Source organism: Nonomuraea harbinensis, assembly GCF_019396385.1.
Lineage (GTDB): Bacteria > Actinomycetota > Actinomycetes > Streptosporangiales > Streptosporangiaceae > Nonomuraea > Nonomuraea ferruginea.
Map to the genome: position 1 here is coordinate 40933 of NZ_JAHKRN010000021.1, position 24104 is coordinate 65036.

A 24104-nucleotide genomic window follows, 5' to 3' on the forward strand; every position below is an offset into this window, starting at 1 on the left:
CGTCCCGGGACCTTGCCTGACTCGGGTGAGTCAAAACTCTTGTGATCCATCCGTGGCACGCCGACGAATCAGAGTCTGCTTCGCCAAGTCGACGAAAGGACTCTGCGATGAAGCATCCACGCCACTGGTTACGCCGGCCACTCGCGGCAGGCACCGCCCTGGCACTCACTCTGGGCCTGCTGGCCTTCGGTTCTCCCGCTGCGGCGGCCGGTCCTCCTCCGCCCGCCTACGCTGCCGGCCTGCCCGACCTGAGCACTCCGCGCGTGGCCCACGACTACACCCTCACCCGGTCGGCCAAGGGGGTGGCGGCGCGCGGCGCGGACGGCTCCTTGCTGTACAGCACGTTCTCGGGCGGTGTGTTCGGCCCCTTCCAGTCGCTGGGAGGGGTCATCGTCGGTGACCCGAACGTCGTGGTGACCTCCTACGGCACCGAGTTCTACGTCCGCGGCACCGATGACCAGGTCTACACCAACACCATCACCCCGTCCGGCGTGGTCACCGGCTACTCCATCGTGCCTGGTCTGAGGGTGACCGGCGAGGTCGAGGCGATCGTCGCCTTCGACGAGCCGCCCGCCAGCGTCAAACTCTTCGCCCGGGGCACCGATGGCGCGGTGTGGACGAACGTCCGCCGCAACGGAGCCTGGGTGGGCTGGCGCAGCCTCGGCGGTTTCGCCACCAGTGACATCACCGCCAGCCGCGGGTTCTTCACTCTTCCCTTCAACGTCCGCGTCTTCGTCCGGGGCAGTGACAACCGCGTCTACTTCAGCAATGTGAGCGCGAACACCGCCACTGCCTTCGAGCCGATCGGCGACCTGCGGGTCAACAGCAACATCGCCGTCCGCGACGACTTCGGCATCAACGCGTACGAGATCGCGGCCCGGGGCGAGGACAACCGGGTGTGGACCATGAACCTCGTCACCATAGGCGCCACCTGGCAGCCGCTGGACGGCCTCACCGCGACCAGCGACATCGCGCTCGCCACCAACTTCCTGTACGTCCGCGGGCCCGACAACGCCGTCTACGCCTACCGGCGTGACCGCGTCGTGGGCTACGAGCGGGTCGACGGCGAGGCGACCGGCAATCCCGCGGCCTTCGCCACCGCCCCCAACGGCGGCCCTTACGACCAGACCCTGCTGGCCCGGCTGACCTCCGGCGCGCTGGCGTCCAACTTCCGGCCGTACGTCAACGGCCAGCCGGCCGGCCAGTTCGGCGGCTACACCACCATCGCCGGTCCCCTTGTCGACTGATTCCCCGATCGGTGGCCGGGGTAGCCCCCGGCCACACGGCACGCCGTCCTCCTCGCGGACTACCGCGCCCCGGAATCTGATCAGCCTGGGCGTCGCCGTCATGAGGCCAGCTCGCGTGCCCGCGAGCGCTCCGTGAGGGTTCGCGACGAGGACGACGCCGCCGGCCGCACCACCTCCCGATCACCCCCCTATCGGTACCACGCGCCGGCACGAGTGCTCTGACTATGGTGGATGCTCAAAGATCGAGGGAGTGGCGATGTCGGTGGTGCGGCTGCTGGTGCTCGGGGCCGTGCGGCGGCGCGGCAGCGCGCACGGCTACCAGGTCCGCTCCGACCTGGAGTCGTGGGGCGCGCACGAGTGGGCGGGGCTCAAGCCGGGCTCGATCTACCACGCGCTGCGCCAGATGGCCGTCGAGGGACTGCTGCGCGCGGACGAGGAGGCGCCCAGCACCGCCGGCGGCCCGCCCCGGATCGACTACGAGATCACCGAGGCGGGCGAGGCCGACTACTTCGCGCTGCTCCGCCACGCGCTCTCCAAGGCCGACCAGCGGCTCGACATGCTGAGCGCCGGAGCCGGCCTGATGGACGACCTGCCCAGGGCCGAGGCGGTCGAGCTGCTGAAGACGCGGGTGCGGGCGCTGGAGGAGTGGCGTTCCCGGGTCCGGCGCGACTGGTCGCCGGACGAGGACCCGGAGGCGTGGGGCATGGTGGGGGAGGTGCTCGGCATGTGGGTGCACACCGCCGAGAGCGCCGCCGAGTGGACCCGCGGCCTCATCGAGCGCCTGGAGCGCGGCGCGTACGTGATGGCGGGCGAGAACCCCCGCGCGCCGGTCAGTCGTCCAGGCCGCGGGCGCTGAGTGCTTCGCCCAGGGCGTCGGCGTGCCGCAGCGCGCCCACCACCAGCGGCACCGCGAACGCGCGCATGCTCCACTCGACGCCCCTGGCCCGCTGCGCCTCCCGTACGCGGGTGGCGAGCGCGGCGATGACCGGGATGCTGCGGATGGTGAGCGAGAGCAGCAGCGACAGCCGGAACGGGTCCAGCCCCACCCGCCGGGCGGGCCGCAGGGCGCGCTCCAGCGTGGCCATCATGGCCGAGGTCCTGGTCGTCAGCGTGACCAGCCCGGCCAGCGCGACCGCCAGCACGATCCGGGACGTCACCAGGACCGCGGCCGACGGACCGGCGAGGACGAGCTGGATCACGAACAGCGCCGCCACGAACCAGAGGACCGGCCGCACCTGCGCCCACGCCGCTGCCGCGCCCACCCGCGCGACCGCGTACAGCAGCACGACCACCACGGCCGCGCCCGCCATCGCCCACACGCTGGGCAGCAGGATCAGCCCGGTGCAGCAGACCGCCAGAACCGCCAGCTTGGCCCCGGTCGGCATCCGGTGCAGGAACGAGTCGCCCGGCACGTAAGCGCCGGTGAGGGCGTTCACGCCATCAACCCGCGGTAGTGGCCGATCGCCTCGTCCGGCGGCGCGTCGGCGACCACCCTGCCGTCGTCCAGCACCAGCACCCGGTCGAAGTCCGCCAGCAGCGACAGGTCATGGGTGACCACCACCACCTGCTGGGGCAGGACGCGCAGGTGCTCGGCCACCAGCCTGGAGTGGCGCAGGTCGAGCAGCGTCGTCGGCTCGTCCATGATCAGGATCTCCGGCTCCAGCACCAGCACCGAGCAGAGCGCCAGCAACTGTTTCTGCCCGCCGGACAGCTGGTGCGCCGGATGGTCGGCGTGCCCGGCCAGCCCGTGCCGCTCCAGCACGGCCGCCACCCTGTCCCGCACCTCCTCGGCGGGGAGCTTGTGGCGGCGCAGCGAGAACGCCACGTCCTCGGCCACGGTCGGCATCACGATCTGCGCGTCCGGGTCGGTGAACAGGAACCCCACCCGCCGCCGGATCTTGGCCGCCTGCCGCCGCGTGTCGTGACCCAGCACGGTCACCGTCCCCGTGGTGGGCAGCGCCAGCCCGTTGAACAGCCGGGCGAGCGTGCTCTTGCCCGACCCGTTGGCCCCGATCACGCCGATCCGCCGCTCGGCCAGCGTCGCGCTCACCCCGCGCAGCACCTCGCGCTCTCCGAGCCGGACACGCACGTCAGCGAGCTCGATCACTCACACCACCTCGACCGGACATAGACGTCAGCGAACGCGAGCACTCCGACCACCTCGGCGAGGACGAGCCCTTTCACTCAAACCACCTCGAACAGGGCGGCGACGCCGAGCCCGCCGCCGACCGCCGCCGTCGCGAGCCCGAGTGTCCCCCGGGGCGCCCCGGCGCGTACCAGCCGGCTGAACAGCCGCGTCACCACGACCGCGCCGCTGGCCCCCCACGGGTGCCCGAGCGCGATCGCGCCACCGTCCGCGCACACCCGCCCGGCGTCCGCGCCCAGCGGGTCGAGCCCGAGCGCGTCGGTGACGGCCAGCGTCTGCGCGGCGAACGCCTCCACGATCTCCACCGCCGCCACCCGTTCCAGGCTCGTGCCGGTACGGGCGAGCAGCCGGCGCACGGCGGGCACCGGCCCCCAGCCGGGCAGCGCCGGATCGCACCCCACCACCGCGCCCGCCACCAGCCGCAGCCCCGGCCTGCCATCACGCAGCCGCTCCGGCACGACGGCCACCGCGGCGGCGCCGTCGCTGTTGGGCGAGCAGTTGCCCGCGGTCACCGCGCCCCCCGGCACGAACGCCCCGGGCAGCCGCGCCAGCGTCGCCGGGCGCAGCGTCCGCGGCCGCTGGTCGCTGGAGTGCTCCCCGACCGGGACGATCTCCGCCGCGAACCTGCCCGCCGCCCGGGCGTCCACCGCCTTGGCGTGGCTGGCGGCCGCATAGGAGTCCTGGCGCTCACGGCTCACGCCGCGCGCCGCGCCGAGGGCCTCCGCCGCTTCCCCCATGTCCGGATCCGGGTGCCCTTCCGGGGCGAAAGGAGCACGCTCGTACGGGGACCCGTCCCGAAACGCCCGCACCGGCGCGGTCGACGCGCTCTCGGCGCCCCCGGCGATCACGAACTCCATGTCCCCGCTCCGTACGGCCTGGGCGGCGATCAGAATGGCGGCCAGCCCGCTCCCGCACTGCCGGTCCACCGTCACCCCCGGCACGCCTTCCCCCAGCCCGGCCCTCAGCGCCGCCACCCGCGCCACATTCCCTCCGGGCCCCATGCAGTTCCCCAGCACGACGTCCTCTGCGGACGCCTGGGTGACGTGCGCACGCGACAGGTCCCCCGGACCGACACCGTCGAGAAGAGTGGGGGTCCTCCCATCGCCGACGGCGTCGCGGGCCACCGCGCCGATCACCGCGGCGGCCAGGGCGTCGACCGTGACCGTTTTGAACGCGTGGCCGGCGGTGCCGATCGGGGTCCGGCGGGCGGCCACGATCACCGGATCGTGCGGGCCCGTCATGAGAGTCCCCGCAGGTCGGCGTCGCCGGTGGTCGGGCGGCGCGTCATGGGAGTCTCCGCAGGTCGGGGTCGGTGGTGGTCAGGCGGGCCGCTACCTGGGCGCGGGCGGGCTTGCCGGTCGGGGTGCGGGGGAGGTCGGTGATCGCGTACCAGCGGCGGGGGCGCTGGGCGGCGGCCAGGCCGTCGCGTGCCACCTTCTCCAGGGTGGCCTTGGACGGGAGCGGGCCGGCGCCGGCCTCGACCACGGCGGTCACGACCGCTCCCAGCTCGGGGTGCGGGGAACCGACGACCACGACGTCACCCACGCCGGGCGCGCGCCGGAGCACCTCCTCGACGTCCTCGGGGACCACCGTCGCGCCGCCGGTCTGGATCGCGCCGTCGCCACGGCCGCGCAGCCGCAGCGGCTCTCCCGGGGTGTACGGATCGGCGAGGTCGCCGACGCTCATCCACTTGTCCTCGGCCTTGAGCGGGCCCGCCACGCCGCCCAGGTAGCCCTCGGCCAGCCAGGGGGAGCGCGCCCACACCTCACCCAGCGGCGGCCTGACCTCGATCTCCACTCCGGGGAACGGCCGCAGTCCGCCGCCGTCGGCGTCCACGGCCACGAAGGACAGTTCGGTGGCGCCGTAGTAGGCGACCACCCGCACGTCCCCGGCGCGTTCCCGTACCTCGGCCGGGAGCGCGGCCCCGCCCACCACGACGACCCGCAGCGGCGCGTCCTCGGGCAGGGCGTCCAGCAGCCGTGGCAGCAGGTGCGGCACCACGTGCACCGCCGTCGCCCGCCGCGCCAGCTCCGGCAGCGACCCCGGCGCCCACCGGCCGGGCGCCAGCACCGTCGCGCCCACGGCCAGCGCGTGCACGGCCGCGAACCCGTACAGGGAAGACGTCAGCGGCCCCGGGACCAGCACCACATCATCCACGCCGATCCCGGTGATCTCGCTCACCGGCCCGAACGACCCCGTCCACGACTCCCGCGTACGGACGACGGCACGCGGCCGCCCCGTGCTCCCCGAACTGAAACACGCCCACGCCAGATCACCAGGCGACGGCGCGAACCATCCCCCGCCGGGCAAGGACCGGGTGACCGGCCCCGCCGAGCCGACCCCGGCGAGGTGGGTCTGTGCGCCCGGGTCGGTCGGACCGGTGGTGAGCAGGGTCTCGACGAGGAGGTCCGCTGGGACGCCGTCGCGCAGGGCTGGCTCGTACAGCAGTGGTGTGGCCCCCGTCAGGTCGGCGGCCAGGATGGCGATCAGCTGGTCGACGGGGTCACGCAGGCAGATGCCCACGACCGGCGCCCTCGTCCGGGCAGCCGCCGTGATGGCGCGCCCGTCCGCCGGGGGCGGGGAGGCCGCCGGTGGGGTGGCCCGAGCAGGGATCGGCCGGAGGAGGGCGGCCGTGAGGGACGCCGCCTCTTCCCTCGCGCGACGGGCCAGGGCGCCGTACGTGATGTCGCCGTACGGGCCGGAGATCGCGACCCGGTCGGGGTGGGTGGAGGCGTGCCGGATGACCTGTGCTGCGACTGGCATGCCCCGGTCAGCCCTCCTCGCCGGATCTCGGACGCTTGTGGACGGTGGGGATCGCGCCCGGGTAGGCGCGCTGCACCCCTCGCGCGATCCACGAGGCCAGCACCGCCTTGGCCAGGTCGCCCGGCACGAAGGTCAGGGTGAACAGGGCCGCGCCGCCCAGCGTGAGATCACCGAAGATCGCGTACACCGGGATGCCGCACAGGTAGATGACCCCCATGCCGCCGACCAGGCACGCTACCAGCAGCCGTACCATGCTCGGGCTGCGCCCCCCGCGCTCCGCGATCCACCCGGTGACGAACGCGCCCGGCAGCCACCCGATCAGGAACCCCGCGGACGGCTGGGTGAAGACGCCGAGCCCGCCCCGGCCCCCGGCCAGGAGCGGCAGCCCCACCGCCACCAGCGCGAGCAGCACCAGCACCGCCAGAGCCCCCCGCCGCGAGCCGAGTATCAGCCCGGCCAGCATGACCCCCAGGGTCTGAGCCGTGACGGGCACCAGGCCGCCGAAGAGGCTCACCCCCGGAACCAGCCCCAGCACCGCGATCAGCGCGGCGAAGACGGCCACCCGGGCGACGTCTGCAGGGGAGAACCACTTCATCGCTCCTCCTCGATTGTGTGTGCGGATTCGATCCCACACCACGGGGCGGGATTCACGCATGGAGGGTTGCCACAACGTTCCCCGCCGAGGAATGTCTCAGATGGATGGCCGAGACGGACCGGGAGGAATAGGCGCCTGCGTACGGGAAGAGACTACGTGCGACGAAGGGACGAGGATGACTTCCAGCGGTCTGGGCGGAATCGTCGAGTGGGTCACCGGTCTCATGGAGACGCTCGGCGCGCCCGGCGCGGGCATCGCGGTCGCGCTGGAGAACCTGTTCCCGCCGATCCCGAGCGAGGTCATCCTGCCGCTGGCCGGGTTCACGGTGAGCAGGGGCGGGCTGGTGTTCTGGCACGTCCTGCTGTGGACCACGATCGGCTCGGTGGTGGGCGCGCTCGCGCTCTACGCGGTCGGGGCGCTGCTGGGCAGGCGGCGGGTGCACGCGCTGTACGCGAAGGTGCCGCTGCTCAAGCCGGAGGACGTGGACAAGAGCGAGCAGTGGTTCGCCAGGCACGGTCGCAAGACGGTGTTCTTCGGGCGGATGGTGCCGCTGTTCAGGAGCCTGATCTCGATCCCGGCCGGCTTCGAGCGGATGCCGCTGCCCACGTTCGTGCTGCTCACCGCGGTGGGCAGCTTCATCTGGAACACCGCCCTCGTGACCGCCGGCTACTTCCTGGGCCGGCAGTGGCCGATCGTCGAGACGTACGTCGGGATCTTCACGTACGTGGTGATCGGCCTGGTCGTGCTGGCCGTCGGGGTGTTCGTCTGGAAGCGGCTGTCGGAGCGCCGCGGCGCCCGGCAGAACTGACGCGGGTCACGTGAAGTGGGTGACGAACCAGGAGCCGGTCAGGTCGGCGACCTGGTCCAGGGCTCCGGGCTCCTCGAACAGGTGGGTGGCGCCGGGCACGATCTCCAGGCGGCTCTCGCCGCCCAGCTCCCGCTGGGCCTCCCGGTTCAGTTCGAGCACCTGCTCGTCGTGGCCGCCCACGATGAGCAGCGTCGGCGCCCGTACGGAAGCGAGACGCGGGCCCGCGAGATCCGGGCGGCCGCCCCGGGAGACGATCGCGGCCACGTCGGCGTCCGGCTCGGCCGCGGCGCTGAGGGCGGCGGCCGCGCCGGTGCTCGCGCCGAAGTAGCCGAGCGGCAGGTTCGCCGCGGCCGGATGCTCCCGCACCCGCTCCGTCGCCGTCAGCAGCCTGCCTGCCAGCAGTTCGATGTCGAACACGTTGGCCCGGTCGTACTCCTCCTCCGGCGTCAGCAGGTCGAACAGCAGGGTGCCCAGCCCGGCCTCGTTCAGCGCGGCGGCCACGTACCTGTTGCGCGGGCTGCGGCCGCTGCTGCCGCTGCCGTGCGCGAACAGCACCACGCCGCGCGCCCCGTCCGGCACCACCAGCTGACCTGAAAGTTCGGCGTCCATCCTCACCACCTCCACTCAAGCAGGGTGTCTACCCAGCTCACGCGGTTGTCTTCCTGCGACGATGCCGGGATGGGGGAGCGATCGAGGCAGGGGCTGCCGCCGTTCGAGCGGATCTCCAGGCAGAGCAGGCTGATCCTGGAGCGCGCTCGCAGCCTGGGACTGCCCGGATGGCTGCGCGCCGAGCGTGAGCCGCTGCTCCAGGGGATCAAGCTGACGGCCGCTTGCGTGCTCGCCTGGTGGCTGGTGGCCCGGGTGCTGCAGGACAGGATGCCGGTGCTGGGGGCGATCGGGGTGCTGCTCACGTTCTCGGCCACCGCCTACGGCACGGTCGTGCGCGGGGTGCAGCAGGTCGGGGCTGTCACGGTCGGGCTCTTCGGCGCCGGTGGGCTGATCCTCCTGCTCGGCATCAACGGGATCACGCTCGCCATCCTGGTCGCGGGCGGGCTGGTGGTGACCCGGCTGCTCAACCTGCCCAAGCAGAACGTGCAGATCCCGATCACCGCCCTGCTGGTGTTCGCGCTGGGCGCCACGTACAGCCTGGAGCGCCTGGTCGACCTGCTGCTGGGCGCCGTCATCGGCATCCTGGCCAACCTGGTCGTGCTCCCGCCCCGGTACGTGGAGGAGGCGCGCAGGGAGATGGCCGAGCTGGCCGGTGACCTGTCGTCGCTGTCCGCCGCCATGGGCAAGGGCGTGCGCGGCGCGTGGGGTGAGGACGAGGCGAGAAGCTGGCTGGAGCGGTCCCGCGAGGTGGACGCCCGCCTGCGGGAGAGCCAGGAGGTGGCCGAGCAGGCCGCCGAGTCGGTCCGGCTGGTGCCGCTCCGGCGGCGACGGCAGGACGAGCAGCTCGACCAGGTGGCCGAGGCCATGACCTGCCTCGACCACGCGGGCCTGCAACTGCGCGGCATCGCCAGGTCGCTCACCGACCTGGCGGCCGGGGTGCGCGGGCTACCCGCGGAGGACGTCCACCGGGTGCCCGCGGCGCTCGGCGACGAACTGCTGGCCATCTCCAAGGCCTTCGCCGCGTTCGGCCGGCTCCAGCTCGGCCGGGGCAGCGTGCGCGACCTCGGCCGGCTGCGGACCGCGCTGCGCGAGAGCGGCGAGCACCAGGTGCTGGCCGCCGAGCGCGTCCCCGACACCGAGAACGTCCAGCTGTGGTCGTTGCACGGGGCGATGCTGGACCAGTGCGCGACGATCAGGCACGAGCTCGACCCGGAGAACGGGCCGCACCAGGCGGCGTTCCCCGCCTGGCTCATCCCCGGCTGACGGTCCCGGTCAGGTCATGACCAGCACGGTGACGAACTGCAGCACGTGCCAGGACACGTAGGCGCCCGCCGCGATGAACGCCCACTCCTTGGCCCTGGAGACGCGGGTGACGCGGCGCAGCACCTCGACCGGCTCCCGCCGCGCCCGCGCGGACCTGGCCAGGAAGTACGCCGACGTGAACCAGGCCGCGCCCGACACCGCCAGCAGCCCTGCCGACAGCAGGAACAGCAGCTCCGGCTCGGGCATCGCGTCGCCCGGGGCGAGCTGGCGGGTCCACGCGGCCGGTACCAGGGTGAGGACCAGGACGGTGATCCGCCTGTCCCCGCGCGCCTGTCGCCTCAACCACCGCAGGTCTCGACGCAGATGGTTCTTGAGCATCCGGATCACCTCCGCTGTCCGTGGCCGGTGAGACCAGTTGAACGCCGGTGACCTGATCAGATCTGCGACCTCCCCCGGGCGGAATTCACGACATTCGTCGGAGTTCCTGGGCGGCCTTTCGCGCCTCGACCACGTCGCCCACCTCGTCGAGGGTGCGCACCGCCTCTCCCAGATGGGCCACGGCGGCCGCGACGTCGCCCCGCCGCCACGCGATCAGGCCGAGCGCCCGCAGCGCGCAGCCCAGGTCGCGGCGGGTGCCGCAGGCGTGGTGGACCTCCCTGGCCCGCGCCGCGTGCACGTACGCCTCCTCGGGCCGGTTCAGGTCGAGCAGGATCATGGCGAGCGTGGTGAGCGCCGCGCCCCAGCGGTCGCGCGTACCGGTCTCGTCCAGCAGCTCGACGGTCTGGCGCGCGTACGCCAGCGCGGAGGACGGGCGGCCCGCGGTGTGCAGCGCCAGCGCGATCGACAGCAGCGCGCTGGCCTTGTCGTCGCGCATCTCCTCCCTGATCTCCAGCGACCGCCTGGCCGCGCGGAGCGCGTCCTGGTGCCGGCCGAGCGACAGGTACGTGTTCGCGAGCGTCTCCTGGACGTCGGCCTCGGCTCTACGACCGCCGGCGGCCTGCACGATGTCCAGCGCCTCCAGCGCGTACACGAACGCCACCTGCGACTGGCCCTGCCTGCGCCGCACCCGGGCCAGCCGGTTCAGCATGCGCGCCTCCATGGGCAGGTCGCGGATCACCCGGCTGATGGCCAGCGCCTGCGTGAGGTACTCGTCGGCGCGCAGGTAGTCGGCCAGCCGCCAGTGCACCAGCCCGATGTCGCCGAGCGTCTCGGCCTTGCCCTGCTCGTGGTGGAGCTCGACCTGTACGGCCAGCGCCTGCTCGAAGTGGGCCAGCGCCTCGTCGTACCGGGAGCCGTTGCGCGCGATGCGGCCCAGCGCGCACAGCGCCCGGCCCGAGCCGTGCTGGTCGCCGGTGGCGGTGTAGCCGGCCAGCGCCCGCTCGGCGTCGCGCCGGGCGTCGTGCGGCAGCCGCAGTGTGTCGTACACCTCGGCCAGGCAGAGCAGCGTCTCGGCCTCGGCGTGCTCGTCGCTCAGCTCGTGGCAGATCGACAGCGCCTCCAGCCCTTCCGACAGCGCGGCGTTCGGCTCGCCGAGGCTCTGCTGCACCCGGGCCAGCATGATCAGGCTCTGCGCGGTGCCGCGCCGGTCGCCCAGCTCCTCCCGTACCTCCAGCGCCTGGCCGGCGTGGTGGAGCGCCGGCTCGTGGCGTCCCTGGGACAGGTGGAGGCGGGACAGCGCGTGCAGGCTGTCGGCCACCCCGGCCAGGTCGCCGATCTCCTGGTAGCCGCAGAGCGCCTCGTCCGCCGCCTTCAGCGCGTCCTCCAGGTTGCCCGCGATGCCGTGCACCTCGGCCAGGTCGATGAGCGCGCGGGCGCGGCCCTCCCGGTCGCCGAGCGTGGCGAAGTCGGCCAGCGCCTCGCCGATGTAGCGGGCCGCCCGGGTGGACGGGCCGATGTCGCGGTGGATCGAGCCCAGATGGCTGCGCATCAGCGCGACGGCCCGCCGGTTGCCGATCCGCTGCGCGCACTCCAGCCCCGCCTGCTGGATCTCCAGGTTGTTCTCGTAGTACCGCAGCCGCCTGAACGGCTCGAACACGGCGTGCGCGAGCTGCCAGGCGATCCCGTACGCGCCGCTCTCCTCGGCGGTGCGCACCACCGACACCAGGGCACGCCGTTCGGCCTCGAACCACTCGCCCGGCGTGCCCGGCTCCGTGGCGGTCATCAGGTAGTGGTCGAGCAGCCGTACCCTGGCCTCCCGCACGCCCGCCTCGGCGTGCCTGCCCAGCTCCCTGGCCAGCCGCTTGACCAGGTCGTGCACCCGGTAGCGGGAGCCGGGCAGCGGCTCGACCAGATACGCCCGGTGCAGCCCGGCCAGTGACGCCAGCGCCTCCGGCACCGGCACGCCGAGCGCCGCGGCCAGCACCTCGGGCGTGAAAGGGCCGCCGGGCAGCAGCCCGATGTGCCGGAAGGCGCGCCGCTGGGCCGGGCCGAGCGACTCGTACGCCAGATCCAGCGCCGACCCGAAAGCCTGCTCCGGGTCGCCGGGGAACCGCTGCTGCCGCTCCGGGCGGCGCAGCTCCCGCACCCGGGAGGCGACGCTCAGCTCCGGGTTCTCGGCGAGCTTGGCGGCCGAGATGCGCAGCGCGAACGGATGGTACGAGCACACCCGCGCCAGCTCGGCCAGCCCGTCGCGGTCGGCCGCCCGCGGCGAGTCCTCACCCAGCAGCCCGACCAGCAGCGCCACCGCGTTGCCCGGGTCGAGCACGTGCAGGTCCATCAGGTCCGCCTGGCCGGTGGCGCGCAGCGGCGCCATCCTGGTCCGGCTGGTCACCAGCACCACGCAGTCCTTGCCACCGGGCAGCAGCGTGCGCACCTGGGCCGGGTCGGCGGCGTTGTCCAGGATGAGCAGCAGCCTGCGCCCGGCGATCCGGCTGCGGTAGAGCAGCATCAGCTCGGCCTCGTCGGCGGCCGGCATGTGCTCGCCGACTCCGAGCGACCGCAGGATCTGGCCGAGCGCCTCCGCCGTGGTCATCGGGGGCTGGGCGGGCGACTGGCCGCGCAGGTCGATGACGATCTGCCCGTCGGGGAACCGGCCGGCGTGCAGGTGCGCCCAGTGGGTGACCAGCGCCGTCTTGCCGACGCCCGGCAGGCCCTGGATCACCATCGTGTTCGTCCTGCGGGTCCGCTCCAGCCATTCGGTGAGCAGGTCCAGGCTCTGCTGCCGCCCGGTGAAGTCGGGCACGTCCGCGGGGAGCTGCGCGGGATGGGGCACCTCGGCGGCGGGCAGCGGCTCGGCCGGCGCGCCCGGCCCGGTGAGGAACGGGGTGATCCGGCCCTCCCACGGCACGGCCAGATGCTCCCAGTCGCCGGCCAGCGTCCGCATCGCGGCCGGGTCGGCGACGCGTAACCGGCGGTAGCCGGGACGCACCAGCCAGCCGCGCCGCACCCACTGGGCGAGTGTCCGCTGCACCACGTCGGGCACGCTGCCGACCAGGTCGGCCAGCGTCTCCATGGACAGCGGCGGGGCCGACTCGGAGGCCAGCCCGTAGCGGGCGTCCAGGTTGAGCAGCCACACGGCCAGCCGGGTCGCCACCGGGGCCCTGGCCAGCGCCTCGTGCCTGCGCGCCGCCACGTTCCTGGCGAACAGCTCCTGCACCAGCGCGGTCGCCACGGCCGTGCTGGACGCGGCGTGCTCCCGCAGCCGCCGCATGTCGATCGGCCAGGCGCGCACCTCGGTCAGCGCGTCGACCTTCACCCGCTCCCCGGGGTGCCAGAACGCCGGCTCGCCCACCAGGTCGCCGCCGGAACGCAGGTCGTGCACGATCTCGCGGTCGCCGCCGGGGAGGTACTCCATGGCGTAGCCGTGCTCGATCAGATAGACGCGGCCGGTGGGCCGCAGCGGGGAGCAGAGCCATTCACCGCGCCGGTAGACCCGGGCGCGGGCGTTCTCGTCGACGAGGGATCGGAACACGTTCACCGGCACCACCCATCTCGGGACGGCGGTGTCCGCGGCATGACAGCACGACCCAGGTCGGGGCAGACCTGTCAGGACAGTCCAACCCGGGGAAAGGGCCCTGTCAACCGGAGGGGGCGATCAGACGGTCGCGGTGTCGGCCCGGTCGGGGACGAAGCGGTAGCCGACGTTGCGGACCGTGCCGATGAGCGACTCGTACTCGGTGCCGAGCTTGGCCCGCAGCCGCCGCACGTGCACGTCGACGGTCCTGGTGCCGCCGAAGTAGTCGTAGCCCCAGACCTCCTGCAGCAGCTGGGCGCGGGTGAACACCCGGCCGGGGTGCTGCGCGAGGTACTTCAGCAGCTCGAACTCCTTGAACGTCAGGTCGAGCACCCTGCCCCGCAGCCGCGCGGTGTAGGTGGCCTCGTCGATGGACAGGTCGCCGCTGCGGATCTCGTCGGGCACGTCCTCGCCGGAAGCCTGGGAGATGCGGCCGATGGCCATGCGCAGCCGCGCCTCCACCTCCGCCGGGCCCGCCTTGTCGAGCAGGACGTCGTCGACTCCCCACTCCGCCGTCATCGCGGCCAGCCCGCCCTCGGTGACGATCACCATCAGGGGGCAGTCGACGCCGGTGGTGCGGATCAGCCGGCACAGGCTCTTGGCCTGCACGAGCTCTTTGCGCGCGTCGACGATCACGGCGTCCGACGGAGGCGCGTCGAGGAGGGCGGACGCCTCCGCGGGGGCCACGCGGACCGAGTGGAGGAGCAGCCCCAGAGCCGGGAGCACCTCCGCGGACGGCTCGAGCGCGTTGGTGAGCAGAAGCAGGTTGCTCATGGCGGCCTCCTCGAACAAGTAAGGACCCGGGGGCTACGTCGCCCGAGTCCTGTAGGCGAGGATATCCCAGGAGCAAGTCGCGTCCATTGAGCGTCCGGCAGGTGAACGACGCATCGCATGAAACAACCAGGTAAACAGGAACGCACAATGGTGGAGAAGGATCGGTGAGACAGCCATGGCCTCGGGAAAAGTGCGTTATTGGGCGGCGGCGAAGGCGGCGGCAGGTGTGGCCGAAGAGGAGTTCGAGGCGGTCACACTGGGCGAACTCATGACGAAAATCACAGCAGATCGCGCCGAACTCGCCCGTGTGGTCAGGAGATCGTCATTTCTGATCGACGGTTCGCCCGTCGGTAAAAGACCTCATGGCGAGGTCGAACTCTCCGACGGCGTGACCGTGGAGGTGCTGCCGCCGTTCGCCGGCGGGTGATCCGCCCGTCTCGCGGGGAATGGAGCCGATAAGCTTCTTGACCCCCGCCCGAGACAGGGAGTGCGATGCGCAAGCTGCTCGTTTTCCTGATCCTGCTGATCATCCTCCTCGCCGTGCTCGACCGGGTGGCGGTCGCGGGCGTGCAGCGCGACCTCGCCAACAGGATCGCCGCCGCCTCCGACGTGCGGGGCACCCCGGAGGTGGAGATCACCGGCATCCCCTTCCTGACCCAGGCGATCTCCGGCCACTACCAGGAGGTCCGCTTCGACCTCGGCACCCTGCGTTACGGCGGGGTGCCGATCGAGGGTCTCAAGGGAGCCGCGTACGACGTGACCGCGCCGCTCGCCGACCTCCTCCAGAACCGCGCCGACATCCGGGCCGGGCGGGTCGCCGTCACCGGCACGCTGACGGACGCGACCATCGACAGGTTCGCTCCGCAGGGCGTGAAGGTCAGCGGCAAGGGCGACCGGTTCGTCGCCTCGGGCGAGCTGGCGGTGGGCGCGCAGAAGGTGAAGTTCACCGCGGAGATGAAGGTCGAGATGACCGAGGAGGGCATCCGGCTGCAGGCGGAGAAGATCGAGGGGGTGCCCGCCCAGCTCGCCCGGTTCGTGACCTACACGATCCCGTTCCAGGGGAAGCTGCCCTTCGACGTGAAGGTGACCGAGGTCAAGAGCGTGTCCGGAGGTCTGCGGATCTCCGCCGAAGCGTCTGACGTGCCGCTCCGTGGATGAGCGTGAACCGTCCCGCCCTCTCGTACGTGATGAGGGGGTGAGCTCAGCTGGCACCGCCGACGAGGAACTCGTGAGGACCCTGTTCGACGAGCACGCCGGGCCACTGTACGGATACGTGCTGCGACTGACGGGCGACTCGGGACGGGCGGAGGACGTGGTGCAGGAGACGCTGCTGCGGGCGTGGCGGCATCCCGGCGCACTCGAGGGCCGCCCGATCCGCGCCTGGCTGTTCACCGTGGCCCGCAACCTCGTCGTCGACCAGCACCGCGCCCGCCGGGCGCGGCCCCCCGAGACGGGCGACGAGGCGCTGGCGGTGCTGCCGGCCGACGACGAGCTGGAGCGCGCGGTCGAGTCGTGGGCCGTGGCCGAGGCGTTAGCCGCGCTGCGGCCCGAGCACCGCGAGGTGCTCATGGAGGTCTACTACCGGGGGCGATCGGTGAAGGAGGCGTCGGCGAAGCTGGGCATCCCGGCGGGCACGGTCAAGTCGCGCACCTACTACGCGCTGCGGGCGCTCAAGCTCGCGCTGGAAGAGCGGGGGCTGGCGCCATGACGACGTGTGAGGAGGTCCGGCTGGCGCTCGGCGCGCACGCGCTCGGCGCGCTCGACCCGCGGGAGGCCGAGGAGATCGACCTCCACCTGGCCACCTGCGAGGAGTGCGGCGGCGAGCTGGAGGAGCTGGCGGGCGTCGCCGGGTTCCTGGGCAAGGTGTCCGAGCGCGACGTCGAGCTGGTCGCCAGCCCGCCGCGGCGGGTGCTCGAACGGCTGCTCACCGACCGCGCCAGGCGGCGCAGGCGGGGCCGCGCGCTCATGGCCGTCGCGGCCGCGGCGGCGGTGGTGGGCGTGGGCGGCGTCGTGTGGTCCGCCATGCCCGGTGAGGCTCCGCCGGCCGCCTCGGCGCCGGCCGCCGAGCAGGCCAGCCAGTTCAGCGCCGGCGAGGGCGACGCGGCCCAGTCGGAGCTCGCCGAGGACAACAGCGCAGAGGCGCAGGACAGCGAGAAGCTCACCACCCGGCAGGAGTCCTCGCCGGCGCCTTCGGACTCGCGCGCGCCCGCCCCGCTGCGCTCCCCGCTGGGACGCGCGTTCACCGGCGCCGACGCCGGCTACCGGGCGACCGTGACCGCCGCGCCCGACGGCCGGCGCACGGATCTGATGGTGCAGGTCGAAGGGATCCCGCCCGGCACGGACTGCAGGCTCGTGGTCGTCGCCGCCGACGGCTCCCGCGAGCGGACCGAGCCGTGGCAGGTCACCCGCGAGATGTACGAGGACAACGCGGTCTTCCGGCACGAGACGCGCACCGCGATGGCCGACATCGCCGCGTTCGAGATCACCGATGCCGGCGGCGAGGTGCTGGTGCGGATCCCGGTGACAGGGAAGTAATCCGCGGGGCCGGTGGTTGCACCGGAAGATGACCGGAGTGTGGATCGCGCTGGCCACGCTGGCGCTCGGAGCGGCGATCGGGGTGATCAGGCTGCGCGCCGACGGACGCCTGCGCGACCGTGATCCCGGCGACCGGCTGGGAGCCGGCGAGCTGGGCGCGGAGCTGGGGGAGCGGGCCACGCTCGTGCAGTTCTCCACCGCCTTCTGCCAGCCGTGCCGCGCGACGCGCCGGATCCTCGCCGACGTGAGCGCGCTGGTCCCCGGCGTGGCGCACGTGGAGATCGACGCCGAGTCCAGGCTCGACCTCGTACGGCGGCTCGACGTGCTGCGCACCCCGACCGTCTTCGTGCTCGACGGCCGGGGAGCCATCGTGCGCAAGGCGTCAGGGCAGCCCAGGAAGGCCGACGTGCTCAACGCGCTCGCCGCGGTCGTGTCTCACGACCCGTCTCACAAGCCGGACGACATGTGACAGATGTCGAGACGCCGAGTAGTCTTCTCGGCATGAACCCATCGACAGAGCTGCTGACGAAGCGGCGCGCGGTTGATTTCTGCCGCGTCGCGACCGCGCTCTGTCGCGCTGCCTGAGGACGGTCTCGCGCGGACTTCCGATCCGCCTCTTCCCGACCCCCTTGCAGGAGCATCCCACGATGCGTGCCGATCCCAGAGCGCTGCGCTTCGGCGCGGCCATGACCACTCTGATCCTCCTCCTCGTCCTGGTGACGGGCAGCGCCTGGCTGCTCGCCGCCCAGGCCGTGGTGTTCGCGTTCGGCATCGCGGGCAGATCACCGTACGGGATGCTTTTCGGGGCGTTCGTCAGGAGCGCCCCTAAGGAGACCGAAGACTCCCGCCCGCCGCGTTTCGCGCAGGGGGTGGGGCTGGTCTTCGCGGTCGCGGGGCTGGCCGGATTCGCCACCGGGATCATGTCGCTGGCCCTCGTGGCCACGGCCGCGGCCCTCCTCGCCGCATTCCTCAACGCAGCCTTCGGATTCTGCCTTGGCTGCGAAATGTATCTGCTGATCCGCCGTATATTGCCCGCCGCCAACATGGAGGTACCACAATGAGCCGCTCCGCCGTCCTGGTGGATGCCGACTGGGTCGAGGCCAACCTCGACACCCCTGGTGTCGTCTACGTCGAGGTCGACGAAGACACCAGCGCCTACGACAAGGGCCACATCCGTGGCGCAGTGAAGATCGACTGGAGGCAGGACCTGCAGGACCCGGTCCGCCGCGACTTCGTCGACAGGACCGGTTTCGAGGCGCTGCTCTCCGACCGCGGCATCGCCAACGACGACACCGTGATCCTCTACGGCGGCAACAACAACTGGTTCGCGGCCTACGCCTACTGGTACTTCAAGCTGTACGGCCACGAGAACGTCAAGCTTCTCGACGGTGGCCGCAAGAAGTGGGAGCTGGAGTCCCGCGAGCTGGTCACCGACGTGCCGGAGCGTGCCAAGACCCAGTACGTCGTCGCCCAGGAGAACACGTCCATCCGCGCCTTCCGCGACGACGTGGTCGCCGCGATCGGCAAGCTCAACCTGGTCGACGTCCGCTCGCCCGACGAGTTCACCGGCAAGCTGATCGCCCCCGCCCACCTGCCGCAGGAGTCGGCGCAGCGCGGCGGCCACGTGCCGACCGCCCGCAGCATCCCGTGGTCCAAGGCGGCCAACGACGACGGCACCTTCAAGTCCGACGACGAGCTGCGCACCCTCTACACCGAGGCGGGCGTCGACTTCGGCAAGGACACCATCGCCTACTGCCGCATCGGCGAGCGTTCCGCCCACACCTGGTTCGTCCTGCACGAGCTGCTCGACCAGGAGAACGTGAAGAACTACGACGGTTCGTGGACCGAGTACGGCTCGCTCGTGGGCGTGCCGATCGAGCTGGGGGAGGCCCGATGAGCGCGCAGGGTTGCGGAGCGCCGGAGCAGACCATCGCGCTGCCGGCCGGGATCGATCTGTCCAACCAGGCGGTGATCCAGGGCAGGGTCACCGGCGTCGGCACCGCCTACGCGCGGCTGCTCGACCACACCGGCGAGTTCACCGGTGAGGTCGTGGTGTCCGACGAGGGAGTGTTCCGCTTCTTCGCCGGCCCCGGCGACTGGACCGTACGCATCATCGCGGGCGGCGGCGTCACCCGCGACGTCCAGGTGAGCGCCAAGCTCGGTGAGGTGTCCGAGCTGGCCGTCGCCGTCTGATCGTCGATCGCCGAAGGGCCCGCGTCCTTCCCCTTCTCTTCTAGTGGTCGTCGCAACACCCCAGCTTGGGGAGTGCGATGGACTTCGAGATTCGGGAGGACCGGGAACGTACTCGGGGGCGCAGGGCTCTTTCCCGTGAGCGGGCGGCATGCTTGCGGCTCGTGCAGCGGGGCTTGAGTAACGAGGAGGCATGCCGGATCGTCGGCATCAATTCTCGAACGGGACGGCGATGGCGTAACGGACGCAATCCGACCGGCAAGCACGTGGGGGCGCTACCGATCACATCGGCGGCGCCCCCAGACGTGCGTGGCCGCTACCTGAACGAGACCGAGCGGATCCACATCGCTGATCGAGTGCGGGAGAAGGCGTCTATCCGGGAGATCGCGCGTGAGCTCGGCCGCGCGCCCTCCACCATCAGCCGGGAGATCCGCCGCAACCGGCACCCCGGCAACGGTCAGTACCGGCCACACGCGGCTCAGGCTCGCGCCAATGCGCGCCGGCCTCGCCCCAAGCCCGGCAAGATCGGGCAGAATCCCGAGTTACGGGCATACATTCAGGACCACCTGCACAAGCGCTGGAGTCCTGAGCAGATTTGCCAGAGTCTGCGCAAGAACTTCCCTGAGCGGACGGAGATGCATGTGTGCCACGAGACCGTCTACCAGGCGCTCTACGTCCAAGGCCGCGGCGAGCTGGGCCGCGAGTTGACCCGGGCGCTGCGCACCGGCCGCGCCATGCGCAAGCCCCGTCGTCTGGCCCAGCAGCGCCAGCCCCGCTACAGCACGCCCATGGTCATGATCAGCGAGCGTCCTGCCGAGGCCGACGACCGGGCCGTGCCCGGCCACTGGGAAGGTGACTGCATCATCGGCCAGAACGGCGCCTCGGCCATCGGCACCCTGGTCGAGCGCTCCACCCGCTACGTGATGCTCATCCACCTCCCGCACGGCCGCAGCGCCGAACTGATGCGCGAGGCTCTCACCCAGACCGTCACGACCCTGCCACGCCACCTGCTGCGATCCCTCACCTGGGACCAGGGATCAGAAATGGGCTCCCACGCCGCCTTCACCCTCGCCACCGACATCCCGGTCTACTTCTGCGACCCGGCCAGCCCATGGCAGCGAGGCTCCAACGAAAACACCAACGGCCTGCTCCGCCAGTACTTCCCCAAAGGCACAGACCTGTCCGTCCACACCCGCGACCAGCTCGACGCCGTCGCCGCCGAATTAGACTCCCGACCTCGCAAGACGCTCGACTGGGACACCCCGGCTGAACGCCTCGCAAAGCTTCTGGCGACCGGCGCCTGACCGAGGACCTGTTTCAGACGTTGATCAGTGGCTGTCTCCGGTAGGGGATGGTTTGTCGTACCTCCCTGGCATGATCGCTTGCCGTCCGAGGCATTCTGCTGCGATCTGATGGGAACTACAGGCAATGACCACTGATGATGTCCGCAAGCGCGCCGTCCAACCCGAGGATCTCAGCCGGTACATCGTCGACCGGCTCAACGCGGGCGATGTCGAAGGGCTGGTAGCGCTGTACGAACCGGACGCCGTGCTGGCGTTGCCGAACGGCCAAGTCGCCCAGGGGGCCGAAGAGATCCGCCAGGCATACGAGCACCTGGTCGCCGACGGACCCACCTTCTCCCCTGGGCAACAGCAGCCCACGCTGCGCAATGGAGATCTGGCGCTCACCTCGGTGCGCTTGCCCGACGGCGGTATCACCGTCGAGGTGGCTCGCCGCCAGGATGACGGCACGTGGTTGTGGGTGATCGACCAGCCCAGCCTTCTGGGTTAGGTCAGAACCACTCGTTGATGGTGGCGTGGGTGACGACCTCAGCAGCCGCCGCTTCGTTCATCTCCTTGTCCAGCACTATGCCGAGGGTGATCTCGGTCGGCTTCATGTCACCCACGTTGGCCGATCCTCTGGCCTCCGGCTGGGTTCCGTCTTCCCCCAACGCGGGAACACGGAACCCAGCCGTCTCGCTATGCTGACCGCTGCCAGTAAGTGATCACTGTGTTGCGACGACCCCTCGAATACGCCCCCGGACGCGGGCCCTTCGCGTGCGGCGGCTCTCAGAGTTTGGCCGGATACCGCATGAGCAGGGTGGCGTGGACGACGTCGGTGCCCGTCGCGCGGTAGACGTGCGGGACGTCCGAGCGCCACGAGATGTGCTCGCCCGGCCCCGCGGTCAGCGGGGCGTCCAGGGGCCCGGCCGCCAGGGTGCCGCTGAAGACCGTGACATGTTCCGTCGCCCCCTCCAGGTGGGCAGGTGAGTTCTGGGTGATCCCCGGAGGGACGCGCAGCCGGTAGAGCTCGTAGGTGACGTGATCGTCCTCGAAGAGCTCCATCAGCGCCGCCTCCACGGCGGTGCCGCGGACGTTCCGGGGCTCGGGCGGGGAGTCGAGTATCGCCCCGATGGGCACGCCGAGCTGGGCGGTGATGGCCCAGAGCGTCTCCAGAGTGGGGTTGCGGGTGCCGGTCTCGACGCCGGAGAGCGTGGCCTTGCCGATGCTCGCCCGCCTGGCGAGCTCCGACAGCGAGACCCCGCGCGCCTGGCGCAGCTGCCGCACCCGCTGCCCGATCACGCGCGGATCGATGTCCGGCGCGGGCCGCGAGTCCATGGAGCCATGATGCATCTCCGGGCCCGCGACCGCGCCGGGCTTCACGGTGGACCGGTTGCCCGGATGCGGCTGCGGCCGGTTGTGGCATCCCGCTACGATTCCACCGATGTCCGGAACGTCTGGTGTGATGGCGCCGCCACGGCCCGGCCCAGCACCGGGCCGGCGGATGCCGTCGCCGTTCTCACTGCCCATGCACACCCTGCGGCTCGCGGGGAAGTGCGCGCTGCCCCTCATCCTCTGGTTCTCCGCCGGCGAACTGGTCCGCTACGTGCTGCTGTACGCGGGCACGGAGGTCGCCTACGGGGACTTCCGCCAGCTCCGCCTGGTCGCCGTGATGACGATCCTCACGCTGGTCGTGCTGGCCGCGATGACCGTCACCACCGGCATGCTCCACAGCATGCGCGGCGCGCTCTGGGAGGTACGGGCGCGGGCCGCCGACGGGGTCGAGGACGAGCGGTTCTTCCGTACGCTCGACCGGATGGCCCCCGCGTTCGCGGTCCTCTACCTCGCCTGGGGCTTCCACACCGAGGACGCGCGCGACTTCCAGCAGATGGACCTGCTGCACCACTTCTACGACATGACCGAGGCCCAGTGGTTCGGCGAGGAGACCCACGTCGGCATGAGCCTGGCCGACCTCGACTGGCGGGTGTCGCTCGGCGCGATGGCGGTCACGTTCCTGCTGAAGACGCTCTTCGCCAAGCTGGTGGAGAAGGGCAAGGGCCGGTTCTACGGGTTCGCCGCCGCCTTCTCCGAGTTCGGCTTCGTCTTCTACGGGCTGAACGCGACGGTCGCCTTCGCCGACGCCCGCGCCGAGTGGACGGACAGCCGCGCGGCCGTCGCCGGCACCAGGCAGGCGCTGGCCGACGCCAAGGAGACGGTCCCGGCCTGGGAGGCCTTCACCGAGGCGTTCGGCGCCTTCTGGCCGCTGTTCCTGGACGCGGTGGCGGTCCCGCTGGCCTGGCTCACCGTGGCCATGCTCGTCTTCGGCGCCTTCTCCGACGAGGCGCGCACCCTGGTCAGGGGCACCCGCCTGGAGAAGGGCGTGGACCGGCTGGAAAGCAGCCACGAGATCACCCAGAAGTCGTTCCAGCACGTCACCAGCGGTTTCACCGACCGCTGGCTGCCGCTGGCCAACTCCCTGCGGATGATCGTCAGGGGTGGCGCCCCGCTGTTCGGCATGATGTGCCTGTGCTACGTGGCCTTGACCGTGGGGTCCCGCTACGGCGACCGCGCGGTCCGCACCCTCATCGGCTCCGAGGCCGACTGGGCCTGGATGTACCTGGGCGCGCCGGTCGGCTTCGTCCGAGACCTGCTGGTGACCACGCTGACCATGGCGCTCCTGGCGGCCACCTTCGACATCGCCGCCACCCGCGCCCGGCTCCGCGGCGAGCCGCTCAACGCCTCCTGAACGTCAGCTCGACCAGGTTGTCGATCCTGACCGCCTCCGAGTCCTTCTTGAACAGGTCGTCGATGGGAGTGTCCGAGCGGTACGAGCTCGGCCTGAAGGAGAGCTCCACCTCGTCCTTCACCTCGGTGGGCACCACGGCGACGCCCTGGATCCGATACTCCTGGCCCACCACCAGCCGGTCGGTCGGCCGGTCGCCCGGGATCAGCTCCACCACCCAGGTGCGGCCCGCCCGGTCGGTCAGCTCGAGATCCGTGGGCTCGGCCACCATGGTCGCGCTGTCCTCGTCGAGGACCTTCTTCCTGATGTCGATCGCGAGCCAGGTGACCTCCGGGCCGTGCTTGTTGTCCTTCGGCGGGTCGGTGGGGGCGACGGCGGCCTTGAACTCCGTCTTGTAGACCTCGTACGAGCCACCGGCCGGGACCGTCACCTGCTTCGGGTACAGCCCCCTGGTGGTGACGGACTCGTAGAACCGGTAGCCGTCGAACGCGGTGGCGGCGGTGGCGAGCAGGGACGCCACGACAGCGCCCACGGTGACGAACACCATCCGCTTCCTCCGCGACCGCGCGCCCCCCTTTCCGGAGGCAGTCGCCACGGAACCGCTCTCACCGGTCCCCGAGGCGGCCGGACCGGTCTTTCCCGGCGCATCGGCGCCGTGACCACGCGCGCCGGTCGCGCGGGGATCGCCGATTGCCGAGGCGGGGCCACCGGTTTCCGTCGATCCGGCGGCGGCTGCCGCGCCGAGCCCGCCCATCCCCAGGGCCGCGTCGGGGCCGGGCGCGGGGTGGAACCCGCCGGTTTCCGCGGCGGGCCGGCGCTCCGGTGGGCTCGCTTCGGGTACGGCGGGTCGGCGGTCCGGCGGGCTCGCTTCGGGTGCGGCCGGTCCGGGGGCGGGTTTCCCGGGGGGCGGGAAGGGCCGGGGCAGGGGTTTGTCGGCTCGTACCGCCGGGATGGGCTGGGTGGCGCCCATGGGGTTGCGGCGCGGGACGGGGGGCCAGACCTGCTGGTCGGGGGGCATGGGGCGGCTCCGGCCAGGGAGCGTGCCGGGTGTCGCGGGCGGCCCTCCCGGGGCGCCTTGCCCGTGCGGGCCTTGGGGCGCGCTCCAGCCGGGCCCGGGCCGCTGTGGGGGCGCCTGTCCAGGCTGGGGTTGCCGCGCCTGGCGTCGCGGTCGCGCAGGTCGGCCCGTGGGGGAGCGTTGC

Annotated in this window: 27 protein-coding genes; 16 read left to right on the top strand and 11 right to left on the bottom strand. The window is 72.0% G+C overall.

The genetic code is table 11. The features are described 5' to 3' along the window. Nucleotides 1–107: 107 nt before the first annotated feature. The gene (locus KME79_RS22190; protein WP_219546128.1) at nt 108–1247 is read left to right on the top strand and encodes a DUF8189 domain-containing protein; all 1140 of its coding nucleotides are present in this window, start codon (nt 108–110) and stop codon (nt 1245–1247) included. 256 nt (nt 1248–1503) lie between these two features. Beyond that, nucleotides 1504–2103, top strand: coding sequence for a PadR family transcriptional regulator (locus KME79_RS22195; RefSeq protein ID WP_219546129.1), 600 nt, complete (start codon nt 1504–1506; stop codon nt 2101–2103). Here KME79_RS22195 and KME79_RS22200 read toward each other — a convergent pair. The 5 genes from KME79_RS22200 to KME79_RS22220 all read right to left on the bottom strand — a co-directional run bounded on the left by KME79_RS22200 (nt 2078) and on the right by KME79_RS22220 (nt 6751). Further along, nucleotides 2078–2683 carry an energy-coupling factor transporter transmembrane component T family protein gene (locus KME79_RS22200; protein WP_219546130.1) on the bottom strand — a complete coding sequence of 202 codons (606 nt, stop codon included), beginning with the start codon at nt 2681–2683 and terminating at the stop codon, nt 2078–2080. The two genes, KME79_RS22195 and KME79_RS22200, sit on opposite strands and share 26 nt — an antisense overlap. After that, a complete protein-coding gene (locus KME79_RS22205) occupies nt 2680–3354 on the bottom strand; it encodes an energy-coupling factor ABC transporter ATP-binding protein (RefSeq protein ID WP_219546131.1) in 675 nt (224 codons plus the stop codon). Before KME79_RS22205 ends, KME79_RS22200 begins: the two co-directional genes overlap by 4 nt. A 77-nt stretch (nt 3355–3431) precedes the next feature. After that, entirely contained in the window at nt 3432–4634 is a 1203-nt protein-coding gene (locus tag KME79_RS22210) for a thiolase family protein (RefSeq protein WP_219546132.1), read from the bottom strand. 43 nt (nt 4635–4677) lie between these two features. Next, complete coding sequence (locus KME79_RS22215; RefSeq protein WP_219546133.1) at nt 4678–6156, bottom strand: class I adenylate-forming enzyme family protein; 1479 nt, start codon at nt 6154–6156, stop codon at nt 4678–4680. Between the two features lie 7 nt (nt 6157–6163). After that, nucleotides 6164–6751, bottom strand: a complete 588-nt coding sequence (locus tag KME79_RS22220; protein WP_148036642.1) for a biotin transporter BioY — start codon at nt 6749–6751, stop codon at nt 6164–6166. Between the two features lie 175 nt (nt 6752–6926). On the opposite strand from KME79_RS22220, the gene KME79_RS22225 reads away from it, so the two are divergent. After that, nucleotides 6927–7559 carry a DedA family protein gene (locus KME79_RS22225; RefSeq protein ID WP_219546134.1) on the top strand — a complete coding sequence of 211 codons (633 nt, stop codon included), beginning with the start codon at nt 6927–6929 and terminating at the stop codon, nt 7557–7559. Between the two features lie 6 nt (nt 7560–7565). On the opposite strand, the gene KME79_RS22230 is transcribed toward KME79_RS22225, so the two are convergent. Continuing rightward, nucleotides 7566–8168, bottom strand: coding sequence for a dienelactone hydrolase family protein (locus tag KME79_RS22230; RefSeq protein ID WP_219546135.1), 603 nt, complete (start codon nt 8166–8168; stop codon nt 7566–7568). 69 nt (nt 8169–8237) lie between these two features. Here KME79_RS22230 and KME79_RS22235 point away from each other — a divergent pair, with 69 nt between their 5' ends. Beyond that, nucleotides 8238–9431 (top strand): FUSC family protein, encoded by a 1194-nt coding sequence (locus tag KME79_RS22235; protein ID WP_219546136.1) that lies wholly within the window; start codon nt 8238–8240, stop codon nt 9429–9431. Between the two features lie 9 nt (nt 9432–9440). On the opposite strand, the gene KME79_RS22240 is transcribed toward KME79_RS22235, so the two are convergent. The 3 genes from KME79_RS22240 to KME79_RS22250 all read right to left on the bottom strand — a co-directional run bounded on the left by KME79_RS22240 (nt 9441) and on the right by KME79_RS22250 (nt 14157). After that, nucleotides 9441–9809: a hypothetical protein gene (locus KME79_RS22240; protein ID WP_219546137.1), complete on the bottom strand. Its 369-nt coding sequence runs from the start codon at nt 9807–9809 to the stop codon at nt 9441–9443. An 85-nt stretch (nt 9810–9894) separates the two neighbouring features. Beyond that, nucleotides 9895–13347: a tetratricopeptide repeat protein gene (locus KME79_RS22245; RefSeq protein ID WP_219546138.1), complete on the bottom strand. Its 3453-nt coding sequence runs from the start codon at nt 13345–13347 to the stop codon at nt 9895–9897. A gap of 117 nt (nt 13348–13464) precedes the next feature. Beyond that, on the bottom strand, nt 13465–14157 hold the full coding sequence (locus tag KME79_RS22250) for a response regulator transcription factor (RefSeq protein WP_148036648.1): 693 nt from the start codon (nt 14155–14157) through the stop codon (nt 13465–13467). 175 nt (nt 14158–14332) lie between these two features. On the opposite strand from KME79_RS22250, the gene KME79_RS22255 reads away from it, so the two are divergent. The 11 genes from KME79_RS22255 (at nt 14333) to KME79_RS22300 (ending at nt 20673) form a co-directional block, all read left to right on the top strand. Beyond that, a complete protein-coding gene (locus tag KME79_RS22255; protein ID WP_148036649.1) occupies nt 14333–14584 on the top strand; it encodes a MoaD/ThiS family protein in 252 nt (83 codons plus the stop codon). A gap of 65 nt (nt 14585–14649) precedes the next feature. Beyond that, nucleotides 14650–15315 (top strand): LmeA family phospholipid-binding protein, encoded by a 666-nt coding sequence (locus KME79_RS22260; RefSeq protein WP_219546139.1) that lies wholly within the window; start codon nt 14650–14652, stop codon nt 15313–15315. A 37-nt stretch (nt 15316–15352) separates the two neighbouring features. Continuing rightward, nucleotides 15353–15865 (top strand): sigma-70 family RNA polymerase sigma factor, encoded by a 513-nt coding sequence (locus KME79_RS22265; RefSeq protein ID WP_148036651.1) that lies wholly within the window; start codon nt 15353–15355, stop codon nt 15863–15865. Then, nucleotides 15862–16692 (top strand): zf-HC2 domain-containing protein, encoded by an 831-nt coding sequence (locus KME79_RS22270; protein ID WP_219546140.1) that lies wholly within the window; start codon nt 15862–15864, stop codon nt 16690–16692. Before KME79_RS22265 ends, KME79_RS22270 begins: the two co-directional genes overlap by 4 nt. Nucleotides 16693–16720: 28 nt before the next feature. Continuing rightward, entirely contained in the window at nt 16721–17161 is a 441-nt protein-coding gene (locus KME79_RS22275; RefSeq protein WP_219546141.1) for a TlpA family protein disulfide reductase, read from the top strand. Nucleotides 17162–17193: 32 nt separating this feature from the next. Then, nucleotides 17194–17277, top strand: a complete 84-nt coding sequence (locus KME79_RS47465; RefSeq protein WP_350668905.1) for a putative leader peptide — start codon at nt 17194–17196, stop codon at nt 17275–17277. A gap of 62 nt (nt 17278–17339) precedes the next feature. Beyond that, nucleotides 17340–17753, top strand: coding sequence for a DUF4395 domain-containing protein (locus KME79_RS22280; protein WP_219546142.1), 414 nt, complete (start codon nt 17340–17342; stop codon nt 17751–17753). Beyond that, on the top strand, nt 17750–18589 hold the full coding sequence (locus KME79_RS22285) for a sulfurtransferase (RefSeq protein WP_219546143.1): 840 nt from the start codon (nt 17750–17752) through the stop codon (nt 18587–18589). Before KME79_RS22280 ends, KME79_RS22285 begins: the two co-directional genes overlap by 4 nt. Then, nucleotides 18586–18885, top strand: coding sequence for a DUF1416 domain-containing protein (locus tag KME79_RS22290; protein WP_148036656.1), 300 nt, complete (start codon nt 18586–18588; stop codon nt 18883–18885). The genes KME79_RS22285 and KME79_RS22290 overlap by 4 nt, the downstream gene beginning before the upstream one ends. 77 nt (nt 18886–18962) lie before the next feature. Continuing rightward, on the top strand, nt 18963–20186 hold the full coding sequence (locus KME79_RS22295) for an IS30 family transposase (RefSeq protein WP_219546144.1): 1224 nt from the start codon (nt 18963–18965) through the stop codon (nt 20184–20186). Between the two features lie 124 nt (nt 20187–20310). Next, nucleotides 20311–20673, top strand: a complete 363-nt coding sequence (locus KME79_RS22300) for a YybH family protein (RefSeq protein WP_219546145.1) — start codon at nt 20311–20313, stop codon at nt 20671–20673. Between the two features lie 278 nt (nt 20674–20951). On the opposite strand, the gene KME79_RS22305 is transcribed toward KME79_RS22300, so the two are convergent. Beyond that, complete coding sequence (locus KME79_RS22305) at nt 20952–21500, bottom strand: helix-turn-helix domain-containing protein (protein WP_219546146.1); 549 nt, start codon at nt 21498–21500, stop codon at nt 20952–20954. 106 nt (nt 21501–21606) lie between these two features. On the opposite strand from KME79_RS22305, the gene KME79_RS22310 reads away from it, so the two are divergent. Continuing rightward, nucleotides 21607–22908, top strand: coding sequence for a hypothetical protein (locus tag KME79_RS22310; RefSeq protein WP_219546147.1), 1302 nt, complete (start codon nt 21607–21609; stop codon nt 22906–22908). Here the strand turns inward: KME79_RS22310 and KME79_RS22315 are convergent. Beyond that, nucleotides 22895–23452, bottom strand: coding sequence for a hypothetical protein (locus KME79_RS22315; RefSeq protein ID WP_219546148.1), 558 nt, complete (start codon nt 23450–23452; stop codon nt 22895–22897). The two genes, KME79_RS22310 and KME79_RS22315, sit on opposite strands and share 14 nt — an antisense overlap. Nucleotides 23453–24104 lie beyond the last annotated feature (652 nt).